19 protein-coding genes and 1 pseudogene are annotated in these 17,044 nt (G+C 75.5%); 2 read left to right on the top strand and 18 right to left on the bottom strand.

Going from position 1 to position 17,044, the window contains the following annotated elements; all coding sequences use genetic code 11:
- Positions 1–13: 13 nt before the first annotated feature.
- Positions 14–1,030, bottom strand: a complete 1,017-nt coding sequence (rpsB, locus tag HJG43_04455; GenBank protein ID UER53928.1) for a 30S ribosomal protein S2 — start codon at positions 1,028–1,030, stop codon at positions 14–16.
- A gap of 248 nt (positions 1,031–1,278) precedes the next feature.
- Between rpsB and HJG43_04450 the strand changes: the two genes are divergently transcribed.
- Together HJG43_04450 and HJG43_04445 are read left to right on the top strand one after the other, a co-directional pair.
- Complete coding sequence (locus tag HJG43_04450) at positions 1,279–2,445, top strand: pyridoxal phosphate-dependent aminotransferase (GenBank protein ID UER53927.1); 1,167 nt, start codon at positions 1,279–1,281, stop codon at positions 2,443–2,445.
- A pseudogene (locus HJG43_04445) lies at positions 2,382–3,146 on the top strand (M23 family metallopeptidase). The gene HJG43_04450 and the pseudogene HJG43_04445 overlap by 64 nt, the downstream one beginning before the upstream one ends.
- Before the next feature lie 6 nt (positions 3,147–3,152).
- Here HJG43_04445 and whiG read toward each other — a convergent pair.
- From whiG to ffh, 17 genes are all read right to left on the bottom strand, one after another.
- Positions 3,153–3,980, bottom strand: coding sequence for an RNA polymerase sigma factor WhiG (gene whiG, locus HJG43_04440; GenBank protein UER55702.1), 828 nt, complete (start codon positions 3,978–3,980; stop codon positions 3,153–3,155).
- 185 nt (positions 3,981–4,165) lie between these two features.
- Positions 4,166–5,134 (bottom strand): tyrosine recombinase XerC, encoded by a 969-nt coding sequence (locus HJG43_04435; protein ID UER53926.1) that lies wholly within the window; start codon positions 5,132–5,134, stop codon positions 4,166–4,168.
- A 131-nt stretch (positions 5,135–5,265) separates the two neighbouring features.
- Positions 5,266–6,441, bottom strand: a complete 1,176-nt coding sequence (locus HJG43_04430) for a DNA-protecting protein DprA (protein UER53925.1) — start codon at positions 6,439–6,441, stop codon at positions 5,266–5,268.
- Positions 6,438–7,976: a YifB family Mg chelatase-like AAA ATPase gene (locus HJG43_04425; protein ID UER53924.1), complete on the bottom strand. Its 1,539-nt coding sequence runs from the start codon at positions 7,974–7,976 to the stop codon at positions 6,438–6,440. Before HJG43_04425 ends, HJG43_04430 begins: the two co-directional genes overlap by 4 nt.
- Complete coding sequence (locus HJG43_04420; protein UER53923.1) at positions 7,973–8,347, bottom strand: YraN family protein; 375 nt, start codon at positions 8,345–8,347, stop codon at positions 7,973–7,975. Before HJG43_04420 ends, HJG43_04425 begins: the two co-directional genes overlap by 4 nt.
- A 117-nt stretch (positions 8,348–8,464) precedes the next feature.
- A complete protein-coding gene (locus HJG43_04415; protein ID UER53922.1) occupies positions 8,465–8,788 on the bottom strand; it encodes a DUF2469 domain-containing protein in 324 nt (107 codons plus the stop codon).
- Complete coding sequence (locus HJG43_04410; GenBank protein UER53921.1) at positions 8,785–9,609, bottom strand: ribonuclease HII; 825 nt, start codon at positions 9,607–9,609, stop codon at positions 8,785–8,787. The genes HJG43_04415 and HJG43_04410 overlap by 4 nt, the downstream gene beginning before the upstream one ends.
- Positions 9,606–10,109 carry an NUDIX domain-containing protein gene (locus HJG43_04405; protein UER53920.1) on the bottom strand — a complete coding sequence of 168 codons (504 nt, stop codon included), beginning with the start codon at positions 10,107–10,109 and terminating at the stop codon, positions 9,606–9,608. The genes HJG43_04410 and HJG43_04405 overlap by 4 nt, the downstream gene beginning before the upstream one ends.
- Entirely contained in the window at positions 10,106–10,759 is a 654-nt protein-coding gene (gene lepB / locus HJG43_04400; GenBank protein ID UER55701.1) for a signal peptidase I, read from the bottom strand. Before lepB (HJG43_04400) ends, HJG43_04405 begins: the two co-directional genes overlap by 4 nt.
- Before the next feature lie 44 nt (positions 10,760–10,803).
- Positions 10,804–11,367 (bottom strand): signal peptidase I, encoded by a 564-nt coding sequence (gene lepB / locus HJG43_04395; protein ID UER53919.1) that lies wholly within the window; start codon positions 11,365–11,367, stop codon positions 10,804–10,806.
- Between the two features lie 53 nt (positions 11,368–11,420).
- Entirely contained in the window at positions 11,421–11,780 is a 360-nt protein-coding gene (gene rplS, locus HJG43_04390; GenBank protein UER53918.1) for a 50S ribosomal protein L19, read from the bottom strand.
- A 210-nt stretch (positions 11,781–11,990) separates the two neighbouring features.
- Entirely contained in the window at positions 11,991–12,794 is an 804-nt protein-coding gene (gene trmD / locus HJG43_04385) for a tRNA (guanosine(37)-N1)-methyltransferase TrmD (protein ID UER53917.1), read from the bottom strand.
- A complete protein-coding gene (gene rimM / locus HJG43_04380; GenBank protein ID UER53916.1) occupies positions 12,795–13,301 on the bottom strand; it encodes a ribosome maturation factor RimM in 507 nt (168 codons plus the stop codon).
- A 75-nt stretch (positions 13,302–13,376) separates the two neighbouring features.
- Positions 13,377–13,616: an RNA-binding protein gene (locus HJG43_04375; protein UER53915.1), complete on the bottom strand. Its 240-nt coding sequence runs from the start codon at positions 13,614–13,616 to the stop codon at positions 13,377–13,379.
- Positions 13,617–13,618: 2 nt separating this feature from the next.
- Positions 13,619–14,125 (bottom strand): 30S ribosomal protein S16, encoded by a 507-nt coding sequence (gene rpsP, locus HJG43_04370; GenBank protein ID UER53914.1) that lies wholly within the window; start codon positions 14,123–14,125, stop codon positions 13,619–13,621.
- Between the two features lie 157 nt (positions 14,126–14,282).
- Positions 14,283–15,386 (bottom strand): amidohydrolase family protein, encoded by a 1,104-nt coding sequence (locus HJG43_04365; GenBank protein ID UER53913.1) that lies wholly within the window; start codon positions 15,384–15,386, stop codon positions 14,283–14,285.
- 39 nt (positions 15,387–15,425) lie between these two features.
- On the bottom strand, positions 15,426–17,018 hold the full coding sequence (gene ffh / locus HJG43_04360; GenBank protein UER53912.1) for a signal recognition particle protein: 1,593 nt from the start codon (positions 17,016–17,018) through the stop codon (positions 15,426–15,428).
- Between the last annotated feature and the right edge of the window lie 26 nt (positions 17,019–17,044).

Below are 17,044 nucleotides of genomic sequence, written 5' to 3'. Positions count from 1 at the left end.
GGTGTAGCCGGGCTCAGGCCTGCGCAGACTCAGACTCAGACTCAGACTCACGCTCAGGCTCAGACTCAGGCTCAGACTCAGGCTCGGCCGGCTCCGCCAGCTGGTGCGCCTGCTGCTCGACGACCTGCTCGGCCTCGGCGGCGCCCTCCTGGACGTCCTGCGCAACCTGCTCCGGGCCGGCGTCCGGCTGTCCGCCCACGGTCGCCTCGCCGGCCGCCTGCTCGCTCTGGGCCTGCCCGCCCTGGGCCTGCTCAGCCTCCTGGCCGGCCAGCAGCTCGCGCTCCCACTCGGCCAGCGGCTCCTCGGCGACGGCGCCGTCGGCTCCGGACTCGCTGCCGCGCGAGCGGGCCATGAGGCCCTCGGCGACCGCGTCGGCGATGACCCGGGTGAGCAGGGTGACCGAGCGGATGGCGTCGTCGTTGCCCGGGATCCGGTAGTCCACGACGTCCGGGTCGCAGTTGGAGTCGACGATGGCGACGATCGGGATGCCGAGCTTGCGGGCCTCGTCGACCGCGAGGTGCTCCTTGTTCGTGTCGACGATCCAGACGGCGCTCGGCACCTTCGCCATGTTGCGGATGCCGCCGAGGGTGCGCTCGAGCTTCTCCTTCTCCCGGCGCATCATGAGCAGCTCCTTCTTCGTCCGGCCGCTCGCGGCGACGTCGTCGAAGTCGATCTGCTCGAGCTCCTTGAGGCGCTGGAGGCGCTTGGAGACCGTCTGGAAGTTCGTCAGCATGCCGCCGAGCCAGCGCTGGTTGACGTAGGGCATGCCGACCCGGGTGGCCTGCTCGGCCAGCGGCTCCTGAGCCTGCTTCTTCGTCCCGACGAACAGGATGCTGCCGCCGTGCGCGACGGTCTCCTTGACGAAGTCGTAGGCGCGGTCGATGTAGCTCAGCGTCTGCTGCAGGTCGATGATGTAGATGCCGTTGCGCTCGGTGAAGATGTAGCGCTTCATCTTCGGGTTCCAGCGGCGGGTCTGGTGCCCGAAGTGGACGCCGCTCTCGAGGAGCTGGCGCATCGTGACGACGGCCATGCCGACGCACTCCTTCCGTGCTGCGGCCGGGCCGGCAGCACCTTCTCGGTTCCTCGCGAACGGCCACCGCGGCCGCCGCGCCTGGTGCCCGCGACGCGCCGTCCACCCGCTGGTGCGGGACCGAGGCGGCGTGCCCCGCCGGTCTCCGGCGGTGTGCGGGCACGCGAAGTGAGGTCGACCGGAGCCGACCGCGGGTCATCCTACGCCGCGCGCGGGCGCCACCCAAACCACGCGTCTAGGGTCGGGGCATGCCGGCCGGACTCGTGACGCGGATGCAGGGCTTCGGGACCACGGTCTTCGCCGAGATGACCGCGCTGGCGCGGGCCACCGGTGCGGTCAACCTCGGCCAGGGCTTCCCGGACACCGACGGTCCTGACGAGCTGCTCGAGGCGGCGGTCGCGGCCCTGCGCGGTCACGAGCACAACCAGTACCCGCCGCCGCGCGGGGTCCCGCAGCTGCGCGAGGCGATCGCCGCCCACCAGCGGGACTGGTACGGGCTGGACGTCGACCCGGACGCCGAGGTGCTCGTCACCACCGGGGCGACCGAGGCCATCGCAGTGGCGGTGCTGGCCCTGTGCGAGCCCGGCGACGAGGTGGTCACCCTGGAGCCCTACTACGACTCCTACGCGGCGTCCGTGGCGCTGGCGGGGGCGGTGCGCCGGCCGGTGCCGTTCGGGCCGGGCTTCTCCCTGGACGCCGCGGCGCTGGAGGCCGCCGTCACCGGACGGACCCGGCTCGTCCTGCTCAACACCCCGCACAACCCTACCGGCCGGGTGCTGGACCGCACCGAGCTCGAGGCGGTGGCCGACGTCGCCCGCCGGCACGACCTCGTCGTCGTCACCGACGAGGTCTACGAGCACCTCGTCCTGGACGACGACGCCCGGCACGTGCCGCTGGCGTCGCTGCCGGGGATGGCCGAGCGGACCCTGACCGTCTCCTCTGCCGGCAAGACGTTCTCGGTGACCGGCTGGAAGATCGGCTGGGTGCACGGTCCGGCCGCCCTCGTCGACGCCCTCGCGGCCGTCAAGCAGTTCGTCACCTTCGTCTCCGGCGGGCCGCTGCAGCCCGCGGTCGCCGGGGCCCTGGGCTGGCCGCGGGAGTTCTTCGCCGAGCAGGCGGCGGACCTCGCCCGCCGCCGGGACGTCCTGTGCGAGGGCCTGGTCGACGCGGGGTTCGACGTCGTCGTGCCGCAGGCCACGTACTTCGTGCTCGCCGACGCCGCCCCGCTCGGCTACCCGGACGGGCTGGAGCTGTGCCGGCGGCTGCCCGAGCTCGCCGGCGTGGTCGGCGTGCCGGTGCAGGCCTTCGCGGACGACGTCGAGCCGGTGCGCTCGCTCGTCCGGTTCGCGTTCTGCAAGCGGGAGGACGTGCTGGCCGAGGCGGTGCGCCGGCTGCGGAGGCTGCGGAGGGCCTGACTGGTCCTCCACAGCCGCCGCGGCCCGGTGCGTCGTGCACAGCGGCCGCCGGTGACGTCGTCCGGCCAGGTGGTGGCGGTCAGGGTGGCGGGGTGGGACGCAACGGGTGGTCGAGGTCCAGGGCCGACGGACCGGCGGCGGCGGGCGGGTCCGCCGCGCGGGTGGCGGCGGGCAGGTCCGTCGCACTGCTGACGGTGGCGGTGGCCGCCGTCCTGCTGGCCGGCGCCGTGTCGGTGGCACCGCCCGGCCGGGCCGCGGACCCGGGCCGGGGCTGGGACTGGCCGCTACGTCCTGTGCCCGCGGTGCTCCGGCTGCCCGCGATCCCGGCCTCGCCGTGGGCGCCGGGGCACCGCGGGGTGGACCTGGCGGCGGCGCCGGGCGACCCGGTGCTGGCTCCGGCGGACGGCGTGGTGACGTTCGCCGGCCGGGTCGTGGACCGTGGGGTGCTGACCGTCACCGTCGCCGGCGGGCTGCGCAGCAGCGTGGAGCCGGTGGAGGCGCTGCTGCCGGCCGGCACGCCGGTGGCGCGTGGCCAGGTGGTGGGGGTGGTGGCGGCCGGTACCGGCCACTGCGACGCCCGGTCGTGCCTGCACTGGGGGGTGCGCCGCGGTGAGCGGTACGTGGACCCGCTGGGACTGCTCGGGCCGCCGGGTCCGCCGGTGCTGCTGCCGCTGAGAGGCGTCGTGCCCGTCAGCGCCCGGCCGGGGTCACCCGGCGTCGCGCAGCTTGCCCCGCAGCTGCACGACGGCCTTGGTGTGCATCTGGCAGATCCGGGACTCGGTGACACCCAGGACACGGCCGATCTCCGCCAGGGTGAGGCCCTCGTAGTAGTAGAGGGTGATGACGATCTTCTCCCGCTCCGGGAGCTGGTCGATGGCACGGGCGAGCAGGAACTTGGTCTCCTCGCCCTCGAACGCGAGGACCGGGTCCTCCGCCTTGGCGTCCTTGAGCGTGTCCCCCAGTGACAGGCCGCCCTCCCCCCGGTCGCCGGAGGACATGAGCTCGTCCAGCGCCAGCACGTTGACGTAGGACACCTGGGTGAACACCGCGTGCAGGTCCGTCACCGGCATCCCCAGCCGGTCGGCCACCTCCGCCTCGGTGGGGGTGCGGTGCAGGTCGGCCTCGAGCGCGGCGTAGGCACGCTCCACCTCGCGGGCCTTGCTGCGCACCGACCGGGGGATCCAGTCCAGGGCGCGCAGCTCGTCGATGATCGCGCCGCGGATCCGGGAGATCGCGTACGTCTCGAACTTGATCGCCCGGTCCAGGTCGAACTTCTCGATCGCGTCGATGAGGCCGAAGATCCCGTGCGACACGAGGTCGGCCTGCTCGACGTTGGGCGGCAGGCCGACGCCGACCCGGCCCGCGACGTACTTGACCAGCGGCGAGTAGTGCAGGATCAGCCGCTCGCGCACGGACTCGTCGCCGGTGTCCTTGAACCTCCGCCAGAGCCCGTGCAGGAGCGCCTCGTTCTCGGCGGCCGGGTCGGGCACCTGCTCCTCGGGCACCGGCTCCTCGGGCACTGAGTCCTCGGGCACTGTGCTCTCAGGCACTGTGCTCTCGGGCGTGGCGTGGTCGGCCGCCCGGCCGACCGGTACCCCGTCCTGGTGCGCCCGGTCGTCACGCACCGGGTCGTCACGCACCGGGTGGTCGCGCACGCTGCGCTCGCGCACCCTGCCCTCGTGCTCGACGTCCTCGGGCACTGTGCTCCCCGTCCGCCTCGTCATGCCCGTGGGTGGGCCCGGTCGTAGCTGCGACGCAGGCGCTCCACCGACACGTGCGTGTAGACCTGCGTCGTGGCGAGACTAGCGTGACCGAGAAGCTCCTGAACGCTGCGGAGGTCCGCGCCCCCGTCGAGCAGGTGGGTCGCCGCGCTGTGCCGCAGCGCGTGCGGCCCGGCGTCCGTGCCGTCCCCGAGGTCGGCGAGCAGCCGGTGCACGACGTCCCGGACCTGACGGGTGCCCCACCGGTTGCCCCGTGCTCCGAGCAGCAGGGCCGGCCCGGACGCCGCGGTGGCCAGCCGCGGGCGTCCCCGGGTGAGCCAGCCGCGGACCGCCCGCTCGGCCGGCACCCCGAAGGGCACCACCCGTTCGCGCGCGCCCTTGCCGAGCACCCGCAGGGTGCGGCGGTCGAGCTCCACGTCGTCGACGTCGAGGCCGACGAGCTCGGCGACCCGGATGCCGCACGCGTAGAGCAGCTCGAGAGCGGCCCGGTCCCGCAGGTGCGTCGGCGCACCGTCGTCGGCCCGGACCGCGGCAAGGTCCAGCAGCCGCGCGGCCTGCTCCGCCCGCAGCACGGTGGGCAGGTGCCGGTCCGGGTGCGGCGCGCGCAGCCGCAGCGCCGGGTCGGTCTCGAGCCGGCCGGTGCGAACCGCCCAGGAGGTGAAGGTCCGGGCCGCCGACGCCCGCCGGGCCAGGGTGCTGCGGGCCAGGCCGGCGGCGGCCATCCGGGCCAGCCAGGAGCGCAGCAGCGGCAGGTCGAGTCCGTCCAGGCCGGTGGCACCGGTGGCCGCAACCTCCGCGAGCAGCCCCGCGACGTCGGCGAGGTAGGCGCGCACGGTGTGCGTCGAGCGCCCACGCTCGGCCTCCAGGTGCCGGCGAAAGTCCACCAGCACCTGTTCCAGCTGCTCCGGCAGACGCGGGTCCTCCGGCAGACGCGTGGACGCCGCGGCGGCGGGCACCTCCGTCGTCATGGCGCACACCGTGGACCCTGCCGCGCCCCGGCACAAGCACCGTCGACACGCCCGGCGTGGCGGCCCGGGCACGGCGTGTCCCCTCGCGTCGGAACAGGCGGCCTCGGGGCCTGGTCCGAGCGGCACCCGTCTCAGGTCCGTCGCCACACCTGGCCGTCGGCTCCGGTCCGGAACTCGGCCAGGCCGGCCAGGTAGAGACCGGCCAGCGCCTGCTCGACGTCCGGCCGGGGCAGGCCGGCCACCCGGACCAGGGAGTCCACGCCGACGGGCCGGCGCACGGGCAGCGACTCCAGGACCCGGGCCTGCTGCGGCGGCAGGTCCTCCTCCGGCGCCGAGGGGGCACGGTCCGCGGCGGTCGGCCCGACCCCGATCGGCCGGACCAGCTCGGCGACCTCGTCGGCGTCGGTGACGCACACGGCGCCGTACTCCCGCAGCAGCACGTGGCAGCCGGCGCTGGCGGCGGAGCCGACCGGCCCGGGGACGGCGCCGAGGGCCCGCCCGAGCGTGGCGGCGTGCCGGGCCGTGACCAGGGCGCCCGAGCGCACGCCGGCCTCGACGACGACGGTGCCGCGGGTGAGCGCGGCGATGAGCCGGTTGCGCTGCAGCAGCCGGTCCCGCATCACCGTGGTGCCGGGGGCGACCTCGGCGACGACCAGGCCCTCGGCCGCGACCGTGCGCAGCAGGCTCTCGTGCGCCATCGGGTAGAAGCGGTCGACGCCGCAGGCGAGCACGGCGACGGTGAGACCGGGGGCGGCGAGCGCGCCGCGGTGCGCGGCGGCGTCGACGCCGAAGGCGGCGCCGGAGACGACGGTGAGCCCCTGGGCGGCGAGACCGGCGGCGAGGTCGGTGGCGACGGTGAGCCCGTAGGCCGTCGCGGCCCGGGCGCCCACCACGGACACCCCGGCGCCGACCGCCGGCCCGAGCGGCCGCTGCCCGAGCACCCACAGCCCGTACGGGCGGGCGAGGTCGAGGTCGTCGACCCCGGCGGGCCACTCCGGGTCCTCGGGGGTGACGAACCGTCCGCCGAAGCGGGCCACGGTGTCCAGGTCCCGGTCCGGGGCCAGGACGTCGACCCGGGTGCGCCACCTGGCCAGCGCCCGGTTCAGGCGGGCCGGGCTGCCCGCGTCCCAGTGCTCGAGGACCTCCGGCGGCAGCCGCCGCCCGGCCAGGACGTGCTCGAGGGCGCCGGCGGCGCCGAGCGCCGCGATGGCCGCGCCGGCCGCCTCGTCACCCGGTTCGGCCAGCCGGGTCCACGCGGCGCGGGCCACCCGGTCGGCGTCGCCGCGACGGGTCAGCAGGTCCGTCACGCCGCGCCCCCCATCGTCCGCAGGAACACGGCCCGCTCCACCTCCTCGCGCCCGGGGCTCCTGCCGGCCAGGTCGGCGAGCGTCCACGCCGTCCGCAGCACCCGGTCGTACCCGCGGGCGGTGAGCAGGCCGCGGTCCAGGGCCCGGTCGATCGCCGCCGTCGCCGGCGGCGCCAGGCGCAAGCGGCCACGCAGCAGCGGGCCCGGCACCTCCCCGTTGCACTGCCAGCCGGTGCCGGCGAGCCGCTCCCGCTGGGCGGCCCGCGCGGCCCGGACGCGGCCGGCGACGACGGCGCTGCTCTCCCCGGGCCCACCGCGGATCGCCCGGTGCGACACCGGCTGCACCTGCACCTGCAGGTCGACCCGGTCCATCAACGGCCCGGACAGCCGCTGCAGGTAGCGGCGCCGCGCGAGCGACGTGCACGTGCACTCCAGGCCCTTGCCGCCGCCCTTGCCGCACGGGCACGGGTTGGCGGCCAGCACGAGCTGGAAGCGGGCCGGGTACCGGGCCACCCCGCGGGAGCGGGCGATGACGAGCTCGCCGTGCTCGAGGGGCTGCCGCAGCGCCTCCAGCACGCTGTGCCGGAACTCGGGCGCCTCGTCGAGGAAGAGCACGCCGCGGTGGGCCCGGGAGGCGGCGCCGGGCCGTGGCAGACCCGTCCCGCCGCCGACGACGGACGCGGTCGAGGCGGTGTGGTGCGGGTCCTCGAACGGGGGCCGGCGCAGCAGTCCGCCACGGGGGTCGAAGGTGCCGGCCACCGAGTGCACGGCGGTGACCTCCACCGCGGTGTCGTCATCGAGGTCCGGCAGCAGCCCCGGCAGCCGGGCGGCGAGCATCGTCTTGCCCGCTCCCGGGGGGCCGAGCAGCAGCAGGTGGTGGCCGCCGGCGGCGGCGACCTCGAGTGCGTGACGGGCCTCCTCCTGGCCGACGACGTCGGCGAGGTCGGGCTCCGGCCGCGGCGCACCCGCCCGGGCGGCGACCGGGTGCGGCACCGGCACCGAGCGCCCCGGGGGCCGCCCGGGAAGGCCGCCGTGGGCGAGGACGACGTCGGCGAGGTCCACCGCGGCGACCACGTCGACGTCCCCGACGAGGCGGGCCTCGTCGGCGTCCGCGGCGGGCACGACGACCCGCCGCACCCCCGCCCTCGCACCGGCCAGCACGGCCGGCAGGACGCCGCGGACCGGCCGCAGCCGGCCGTCCAGCCCGAGCTCGCCGACGTGCAGCGTGCCGGCGGCGGAGTCCGGCGGCACCTGCCCGAGGGCGGCGAGCAGGGCGACGGCGACGGCGACGTCGAACCCGGACCCGGTCTTCGGCAGGGACGCCGGGGACAGGTTGACGGTCACCCGTCGCTGCGGCCAGCCGTGGCCGGCGTTGGCCAGGGCGGCCCGGACCCGGTCCCGGGCCTCGGACAGCGACGCGTCGGGCAGACCGACGAGCGCGAACGCCGGCAGCCCGTCGGCCACGTGCGCCTCCACCTCGACGACGTGCCCCTCGACCCCGAGCAGGGCGACCGAGCGGGTGCGCCCGAGCATCACCCGACCGCCTGCACGTGGTCGACGACGGCCGCACCCCGCGCGGGCCGCAGCACCGCGACGACGTCGATGCGCACCTGCGGCCAGCGCCGCCCACGGACCGGGTCGTCCGCGTGCTCGGCGAGCCAGACGCCGAGCAGCCGGCGCAGCCGGGCGAGCTTGGCGGGGGTGACCGCCTCCAGCGGGTGCCCGGCGGCCAGCGACCGGCGGGTCTTCACCTCGACCGCGACCAGGCAGTCGTCGTCGACGGCGACGACGTCGAGCTCGCCGAGGGAGCAGCGCCAGTTGCGGTCCAGCACCTGGTAGCCGAGGTCGAGCAGGTGCCGTACCGCGACCCGCTCCCCGTACCGTCCGACGGCGTCCTTCGCCCGCACCGCAACCACCTCCGGGCGCCACGGTGACGTGCGCCGGGCGGGGCGAGGGCCGCTCCGGGGAACCCTGTGGACGGCCGGCCCGGCTGGCCCGCCTGTGCGGGACAGGTGCCGCGGCTGCTACCGGGAGAAGCCCTCCGGCTTGGGCACCTCGAGGTCCGTCTTCGACAGCTCCTCGACGTTGACGTCCTTGAAGGTCACGATCCGTACGCTCTTGACGAACCGGGCCGAGCGGTAGACGTCCCAGACCCAGGCGTCGGTGAGGGTGAGCTCGAACCACACCTCGCCGTCCGAAGTCCTGGGGACGAGCTCGACCCGGTTGGCCAGGTAGAAGCGCCGCTCGGTCTCCACGACGTAGGAGAACAGCCCCACGACGTCCCGGTACTCGCGGTAGAGCGCGAGCTCCATCTCGGTCTCGTAGTTCTCCAGGTCCTCGGCGCTCACGGGGCCATTGTGCCGTCGGACGGGTCCTCGAAGAGCGGCACGGTCCCGGCGCCGGGCTCAGGGACCCCGGCGGCCGGCTCGCCGGCACCGGTCCGGGCGGCGTCCGCGGGCCCGCTGCGGGGCAGGCGCCAGCTGCGCCGGTGCTGCTCGCAGGGGCCCAGGAGCCCAAGAGCCTCGAGGTGCTCGGGCGCGGAGTAGCCCTTGTTCCCGGCCCAGCCGTAGTCCGGGTACACCTGCGCCCGTTGCCGCATCAGCGCGTCCCGCTCGGTCTTGGCCAGGACACTGGCCGCGGCGACGGCGGCGCACCGCAGGTCGCCCTTGACCAGGGTGCGCACGCAGCCCTCGGCGAGGTGGACGTCGGGGGCGGCGTCCGGCTCGAGGTCGCCGAACAGGGACAGCGGCAGGGCCGGGCGGGTCAGCCAGTCGTAGGACCCGTCGAGGAGGACGGCGTCCGGGGGCTCGGGCAGGCGGGCCAGCGCCCGGTTCCCGGCGAGGCGCAGAGCGGACAGGATGCCGTGGGCGTCGATCTCGTGCGGCTCGGCGTGCCCGACCGCCCAGGAGGTGGCCCAGCGGCGCAGCCGGGGCACGAGTGCCTCGCGGGCCGCGGGGGTGAGCAGCTTGGAGTCGCGCAGACCGGCCGGCGCGCTGCGGGTCGTGGCCTGCACGACGACGACGCCGACCGTCACCGGCCCGGCGAGCGCTCCGCGGCCCACCTCGTCGACGCCGGCGACGAGCCGGGCACCGGCGCGCAGCAGCCGGCGCTCCTCCCGCAGCGTGGGGACCGTCGAGCGCGGCCCGCGGCGGGCGGCTGCCACCGTCACAGCCCCACCCGCCTGGGCGCGGCCGGCAGGTCCCGGTGGGCGCCGAGGCCGAGCCGGACGACGTCGTCCGGGACGGGCCCCGGCGGCGGGTCCCCCGGACGCCACCACGTCGTACCGACGAGCGACCTGCGCTCCCACGGGGTCCACGCCGTCGGACGGGGCTCGAAACGTGCGACCCGGACGGCGAACCAGGTCTCCCGCTGGCGGAAGCGGCGTCCGGCGAAGTCGAACTCGACGGTCCGCGCGGTGACGGCCGGGCCGACGTCGTCCAGCCACAGCCCCGTCTCCTCGAAGAGCTCCCGGCGGGCGGCGGCCTCGGCGCTCTCCCCGGCCGTCACCCCGCCACCGGGCGGCAGCCACACCGCCGGGGCGAGCGGGCGCGCCGGGTCCGTGCCGCCGACCAGCAGCAGGGCGCCGTCCGGGTCGAGGCACAGCACCCGGGCGGCGCGCCGCCCCGCGGGTGCCGTCCCGGTACCCCGGTCGGCGGCTCCGGCGCTCACGGCTCGGGGACAGCCTCGAAGACCTCGGGGTGGTTCCCCAGCCAGTCCAGCCGCGACGGCGGCCAGATGACGGCGATCGCACGCCCGACGACCTCGTCGACCGGCACGGTGCCGCCGCCCTGGAGGTCCTGGTGCCAACGGGAGTCCTGGGAGGCCCCGCGGTGGTCGCCCATCACCCACAGCGCGTCGGGACCGACGGTCACCTCGAAGGTCATGTCGCTGGGTGCATCGCCGGGGTAGACGTACGGCTCGTCCAGCGGGACGCCGTTGACGGTCACCCGGCCCTGCGCGTCGCAGCAGGCGACGACGTCCCCGGGCAGCCCGATCACCCGCTTGATGAGGTGCTCGCCGGAGTCCTGCGGCAGGATCCCGACGAACGTCAGCAGGTCGACGACGACGTCCCCGACCGCACTGCGGTCGGGCTGCGGCACCGGGTCCAGCCACTGGCCGGGGTCGTGGAAGACGACGACGTCACCTCGGGACAGGTCGATCGGCCCGGGTGTGAGCTGGCTGACGAGCACCCGGTCCCCCGCGACGAGGGTCGGCTCCATCGACGGGCTCGGGATGTAGAAGGCCTGGACGAGGAACGTCTTGATCAGCAGGGACAGCACGAGGGCGGTGCCCACGACGATGACGGTCTCGCGGACCAGACCCAGCAGCCGGGTGCCGGCGCGACGTTCCTCGGTGCGCTCGCTCACGGCGTCCTCTCGACGATCCCGATCCGGTCGACCGGCCACAGGACCGCGACGACGCGGCCGGTGACCCGGTCCTGACGCACCATCCCACCGCCTGGGCGACCCAGGAGGGAACGCGAGTCTGCGGACACGCTGCGGTGGTCTCCCAGCACCCAGAGCCGCCCCTGCGGGACGACCACGTCGAACTGGAGGTCACTCGGCCGGTCGCCAGGATAGAGGTAGGGCTCCTCGAGCGGCGCACCGTTCACGGTGAGCCGGCCGTCGGCGGCGCAGCAGGCGACCCGGTCCCCGGCCACGCCGACCACCCGTTTGGCGTAGTCGCCGCCGTCGGGGAAGGTCCCGCGGCCGTCGAACACGACGACGTCACCGCGCTGAACGTCGCCGGTGAACGCCGGCAGCCGCAGGACCGCCACCCGGTCCCCCGGCTGCAGGAGCGGCTGCATGGACGCCGTCGGGATGACGAACGCCTGGACGACGAGCAGCCGCAGCGCCACGGTGACCAGCACCGCGAGCACGGCCGCGGCGGCGACCTCGGCCCACCAGGGCCACCTGCGAGCCGGCACGGCGGAGCCTCGGCCGACGGGCCTCGGCGCCCCGGGTGCCGCTGCGCCGGGTGTCAGCGCGCCGGGGTGGTCTCGCGCTTCTCGCGGATCTTGGCGGCCTTGCCGCGCAGGTTGCGCAGGTAGTACAGCTTGGCGCGGCGGACGTCACCTCGGCTGACCCGCTCGATCTTCTCGATCACCGGGGTGTGCACGGGGAAGGTGCGCTCGACACCGACGCCGAAACTGACCTTGCGGACGGTGAAGGTCTCGCGGACCCCGTCCCCCTGGCGGCGGATGACGACGCCCTGGAAGACCTGGACGCGGGAGCGGTTGCCCTCCACGACCCTGACGTGGACCTTGACGGTGTCGCCGGCGCGGAAGTCCGGCAGGTCGTCGCGCAGGCTGGCGGCGTCGACGGAGTCCAGGGTGTGCATGTCAGTCGCTCTCTGCGCCGTGCCACAGGTCACGTGCGCGCTGCTCGGCGGCGCGGCGTGGCGCCGGGGTGTCCGGTTCGGTGGGTGTCGCGCGTCCCGCCTCGGACCGGTCCCCCTGCGGCAGGACCGGACGGTCGCGGGCGCGACACGATCGCTCAGTCTGCCACAGCCGGAGCCCGCGGGGCGAAACCGCGGGCTCCGGGTGCCGGCTCAGGGCCCGGCCCGGCGCAGCCGCCCGTGCTCGAGCACCCAACCGAGGTCGTCGAGCAGGGCCAGGTCGGCGGCGTCCAGACCGGCCGGGTCCAGCCGCTCCACGAGATCGGGTCGCCGTCGCGCGGTGCGGCGCAGAGCCTCGTCCCGGCGCCAGCGGGCGACGAGCGCGTGGTTCCCGGAGGACAGCACCTCGGGCACGGACCGGCCGCGCCAGGTGGCTGGCCGGGTGTACACCGGGTACTCCAGCAGGCCGGCGGCGTGCGACTCCTCGACGAGGGACTCGGGGTTGCCGACGACCCCCGGCAGGAGCCGGGCCACGGCCTCGACGACGACGAGGACGGCGGCCTCGCCGCCGCCCAGCACGTAGTCGCCGATGCTCAGCGGTCGGACCGGCATCCGCTCGGCGGCGTCCTCGAGCACCCGCTCGTCGATGCCTTCGTACCGACCGCAGGCGAACGCCAGCCAGGGCAGTCCGGCGAGCTCGTGCGCGGCCGCCTGGGTGAACGGCGTCCCGCTCGGGGTGGGCACGACGAGGGTGGGCAAGGCGGTGTCGTCGCCGAGCGCGGAGCGGCCGGCGGCCAGGACGGCGTCCAGGGCCTCGCCCCACGGCTCAGGCCGCATCACCATGCCGGCTCCCCCGCCGGCCGGGGAGTCGTCGACGGTCCGGTGCCGGTCGTGGGTGAAGTCCCGCAGGTCGTGGACGGCGAGGTCGAGGACGCCGTCGCGCCGGGCCCGGCCGATGAGCGACAGGTCCAGCGGGGCGAGGTACTCGGGGAAGATCGTGACGACGTCGAGGCGCACTCAGTCCTCCAGCAGCCCGCCGGGCGGGTCGAGTACGACCCGGCCGCCGTCGACGTCGACCTGCGGCACGATGGCGCGGACGAACGGCACGAGGACGGTGGCCCCGGACGGCTGGTCCACCTCGAGCAGGTCCTGGGCGGGCAGGTGCAGCACCCCGGCGACTCGTCCCACCTCCCGCCCGTCGACGGTGACCGCCCGCAGGCCGACGAGCCGCGCGGCCGGCCAGGCGTCGTGCTCGGGCTCCTCGGCCTCGGGGTCGACGTCGGCCACGAGCAGGACGCCGCGCAGGCCCTCGGCCGTGGTGCGGTCGGTCACCTCGGCGAAGGTGAGCAGCAGCCGGCCGTTGTGGTCGCGTGCCGACCCGACCGTGAACCGGCCGCGGTCGGGGTCGGTGGACAGCACGGCCCCGGGACGCAGCCTCAGCTCCGGGACGTCGGTGCGCACCTCGACGGTCACCTCGCCGCGGACCCCGTGCGGGCGGCCCACCCGGGCCACGACGACGTCCATAGGTCCTCCTGTGCTCAGGCGCTCACGCGCCTCGAGCGGGCCCCCGCGCTCGGGAGCCCGCTCGAGGCGGCGGTGTCAGCGGCGGTCGACGTCGACGAGGTCGACCCGGACCCCGCGGTCACCGGCCAGCGCCCCGACCACGGTGCGCAGCGCCTTGGCGGTGCGACCGGAGCGGCCGATGACCCGACCGAGGTCCTCGGGGTGCACCCGCACCTCGAGCAGCACTCCGCGGCGCAGGTTCTTCTCGGCCACCCGGACGTCGTCCGGGTGGTCGACGATCCCGCGGACGAGGTGCTCGCACGCGTCGGCCAGCACGGTCAGGCCTCGGCTCGCTCAGCCGGAACGGTCTCGCCCTCGGCAGCCGACTCGTCGGCGGGCTGCTCAGGGGCGGGCTGCTCAGCGGCGGGCTGCTCAGCGGCGGGCTGCTCAGCGGCCTTCGTCGCCTTCTTCCGCGGAGTCGTCGCCTCGGCGGTCGGCTCGTCCATGGCCTCCTTGGCGGCGGCCTCGAAGACGGCCCGCTTGTCAGCCTTGGGAGCGGCCACCTTGAGCGTGCCCTCGGCGCCCGGCAGGCCCTTGAACTTCTGCCAGTCGCCGGTGACCTTGAGCAGGGCGAGCACCTGCTCGGTCGGCTGGGCGCCGACACCGAGCCAGTACTGGACCCGCTCGGAGTCGATCTCGATGAGCGACGGCTCCTCGGTCGGGTGGTACTTGCCGATCTCCTCGATCGCTCGACCGTCCCGCTTGGTCCGGGAGTCGGCGACGACGACGCGGTAGTACGGCGCCCGGATCTTGCCGAGGCGCTTCAGTCGGATCTTGACGGCCACGTCTGTGGTGTCTCCTGCTCTTGTGGGGGTGGGAGCCTCTCGGCCACCGTGTGGGGTCGGAGGCACCGGGGCTCCCGGGCGGACGCGGCGGCGCACGGTGAGAGGGGCCGAGCGCACCGGGTACGGCGGGCATTCTGCCAGACCGGGCGCCGGACCCCTAACCGGCGGCGACCACCCGACCACGCAGCACGACCGCACGGGGGCTGGCCAGCACCCCGACGTCCGCGCGCGGGTCCTGCGGGTAGACCACGAGGTCCGCCTCCTCGCCCTCGCTCAGTCCGGGGCGGCCCAGCCAGCGGCGGGCCGCCCACGTCGCCGCGGACAGGGCCTGCACCGGCGGCAGCCCGGCGGTGACGAGCTCGGCCACCTCCTGGCCGACGAGCCCGTGCGGCAGGGAGCCGCCGGCGTCGGTGCCGACGTAGACCTCGATCCCGGCCTCGACGGCGCTGCGGACGGTCTCGTACCGGCGCGCGTGCAGGTCCCGCATGTGCGCCGCGTAGACCGGGAACTTGGCCTCGGCGGCGGCGGCGATACCGGGGAAGGTGGCGATGTTCACCAGGGTCGGCACGACGGCGATCCCCCGCTCGGCGAACAGGGCGGTGGTCTGCGGCGTGAGCCCGGTGGCGTGTTCGACGCAGTCGATCCCGGCCTCGGCCAGGTCCGGCAGGGAGTCCTCGCTGAAGCAGTGCGCGGTCACCCGCGCCCCCTCCTCGTGCGCCGCCGCGATCGCCGCACGCAGCGCGTCGGCGGGCCAGCACGGGGTCAGGTCCCCGACCTCGCGGTCGATCCAGTCCCCGACGAGCTTGACCCAGCCGTCACCGCGACGGGCCTCCCGCCGGACGTACGCCACGAGGTCCTCGGGCTCGATCTCGTGGGCGTAGTTGCGGATGTACCGGCGGGTGCGGGCGATGTGCCGCCCGGCCCGCACGATCCGGGGCAGGTCCTCCCGGTCGTCGATCCACCGGGTGTCGGCGGCCGACCCGGCGTCCCGCAGGAGCAGCGCGCCGGCCTGCCGCTCCTGCAGCGCCTGCTGCTCCGCGGTGGCGTCGTCGACGGCGCCGTGCGCGTCCAGCCCGACGTGGCAGTGGGCGTCGACGAGGCCGGGCAGCACCCAGCCGTCGAGGGTGGTCACGTCGTGGTCACCGGTGGGCCGCTCGAAGGTCAGCCGGCCGCCGACCACCCAGGCCTCGTCGCGGACGTCGGTCCCGGCGTCGGTGTGGTCGACCAGGACCGGGCCGGTCAGGTGCAGGACGTCGGTCATGCCCGGCAACCTACCGGGCAGCGGGTCCGGGCCGGGGGGTCAGCGGCCGCCGAGGAACTTCTCGAAGCCCGGCGGCAGCTGGACCTGGGACAGGTCCGGCTCGCCGTCCGGGTCCTGACCGGGGGCGCCGGCACCCAGCGCCCCGGCGCCGAACGCCGAGCCGCGGCCGGTGGCGGCCTTCTCCCGCGCCGCCTGCTCCTGCTGGGCTCGCTTGGCGGGGTTGCCCGACTTGGCCTTGCGAGGGCGTCCCTTCGCCGGGGCGGTCCGGCCGCGGGACTTCTTGCCACCGCCGGGCATCCCCGGCATCCCCGGCATCCCCGGCACCCCGCCGCCCTGACGGAGCTGGCGCATCATCTTCTGCGCGTCGACGAAGCGCTCGAGCAGCTGGTTGACCTCGGTGACGGTGACCCCGGACCCCTTCGCGATCCGGGCACGACGCGAACCGTTGATGATCTTCGGCTGGCGGCGCTCGGCGGGCGTCATCGAGCGGACGATGGCCTCGATCCGGTCGATCTCCCGCTCGTCGAACTGCTCGAGCTGGTCGCGCACCTGGGCCATCCCCGGCAGCATCCCCAGCATCTTCTTCAGCGAGCCCATCTTGCGCAGGCCCTGCATCTGGACGAGGAAGTCCTCGAGGGTGAAGTCCTCCCCCTCGAGGAAGCGGGTGGCGAGGTCCTCGGCCTGACCGGCGTCGAAGGCCTTCTCCGCCTGCTCGATGAGGGTGAGCACGTCACCCATGTCGAGGATCCGGGAAGCCATCCGGTCGGGGTGGAAGAGCTCGAAGTCCCCGAGCTTCTCGCCGGTGGACGCGAACATCACCGGGCGGCCGGTGACCGAGGCCACCGACAGCGCCGCGCCGCCGCGGGCGTCGCCGTCGAGCTTGGTCAGGGCCACCCCGGTGATGCCCACACCGTCGGCGAAGGCGCGGGCGACGTTCACGGCGTCCTGGCCGATCATCGCGTCGAGGACGAACAGCACCTCGTCGGGCTGGACGGCGTCGCGGATGTCGGCGGCCTGCTGCATCATCTCGGCGTCCACGCCGAGGCGGCCGGCGGTGTCCACGATGACGACGTCGTACTGGCGGGCGCGTGCCTCCTGCACGCTGCGGCGGGCCACGTCGACGGGGTCGCCGACACCGTTGCCGGGCTCGGGGGCGAACACCGGCACCCCGGCACGCTGCCCGACGACCTCGAGCTGGGTGACCGCGTTCGGCCGCTGCAGATCGGCCGCGACGAGCAACGGGGTGTGGCCCTGCTGGCGCAGCAGGTGGCCGAGCTTCCCGGCCAGGGTCGTCTTGCCGGAGCCCTGCAGGCCGGCGAGCAGGATGACCGTGGGGGGCGTCTTGGCGAACGTGAGCCGGCGGGTCGACCCGCCGAGGATGCCGACGAGCTCCTCGTTGACGATCTTGACGACCTGCTGGGCGGGGTTGAGCGCCTGGGACACCTCCGCGCCGAGGGCCCGCTCCCGGACGGTCGCGACGAACTCGCGCACCACCGGCAGGGCGACGTCGGCGTCGAGCAGGGCCCGACGGATCTCGCGGACGGTGGCGTCGACGTCGGCCTCGGTGAGCCGGCCCTTGCCGCGCAGGTTCTTGAAGGTCGCGGTGAGACGGTCGGACAGCGTGGAGAACACGGGGCGGGGTCCTCGGCGTAGGCGGA

The organism is Kineosporiaceae bacterium SCSIO 59966, assembly GCA_020881835.1.
Lineage (GTDB): Bacteria > Actinomycetota > Actinomycetes > Actinomycetales > SCSIO-59966 > SCSIO-59966.
Note: the sequence above shows the minus strand (reverse complement) of the source record. Positions and strands in the feature narration are given on the sequence as shown.

What these genes read in the sequence shown, in the direction of transcription:
- HJG43_04435 (UER53926.1), bottom strand. Translation starts at nt 5,134, where the DNA reads ATGACGACGGAGGTGCCCGCCGCCGCGGCGTCCACGCGTCTGCCGGAG.
- HJG43_04365 (UER53913.1), bottom strand. Translation starts at nt 15,386, where the DNA reads ATGACCGACGTCCTGCACCTGACCGGCCCGGTCCTGGTCGACCACACC.
- rpsB (UER53928.1), bottom strand. Translation starts at nt 1,030, where the DNA reads ATGGCCGTCGTCACGATGCGCCAGCTCCTCGAGAGCGGCGTCCACTTC.
- rimM (UER53916.1), bottom strand. Translation starts at nt 13,301, where the DNA reads ATGGACGTCGTCGTGGCCCGGGTGGGCCGCCCGCACGGGGTCCGCGGC.
- rplS (UER53918.1), bottom strand. Translation starts at nt 11,780, where the DNA reads ATGCACACCCTGGACTCCGTCGACGCCGCCAGCCTGCGCGACGACCTG.
- HJG43_04450 (UER53927.1), top strand. Translation starts at nt 1,279, where the DNA reads ATGCCGGCCGGACTCGTGACGCGGATGCAGGGCTTCGGGACCACGGTC.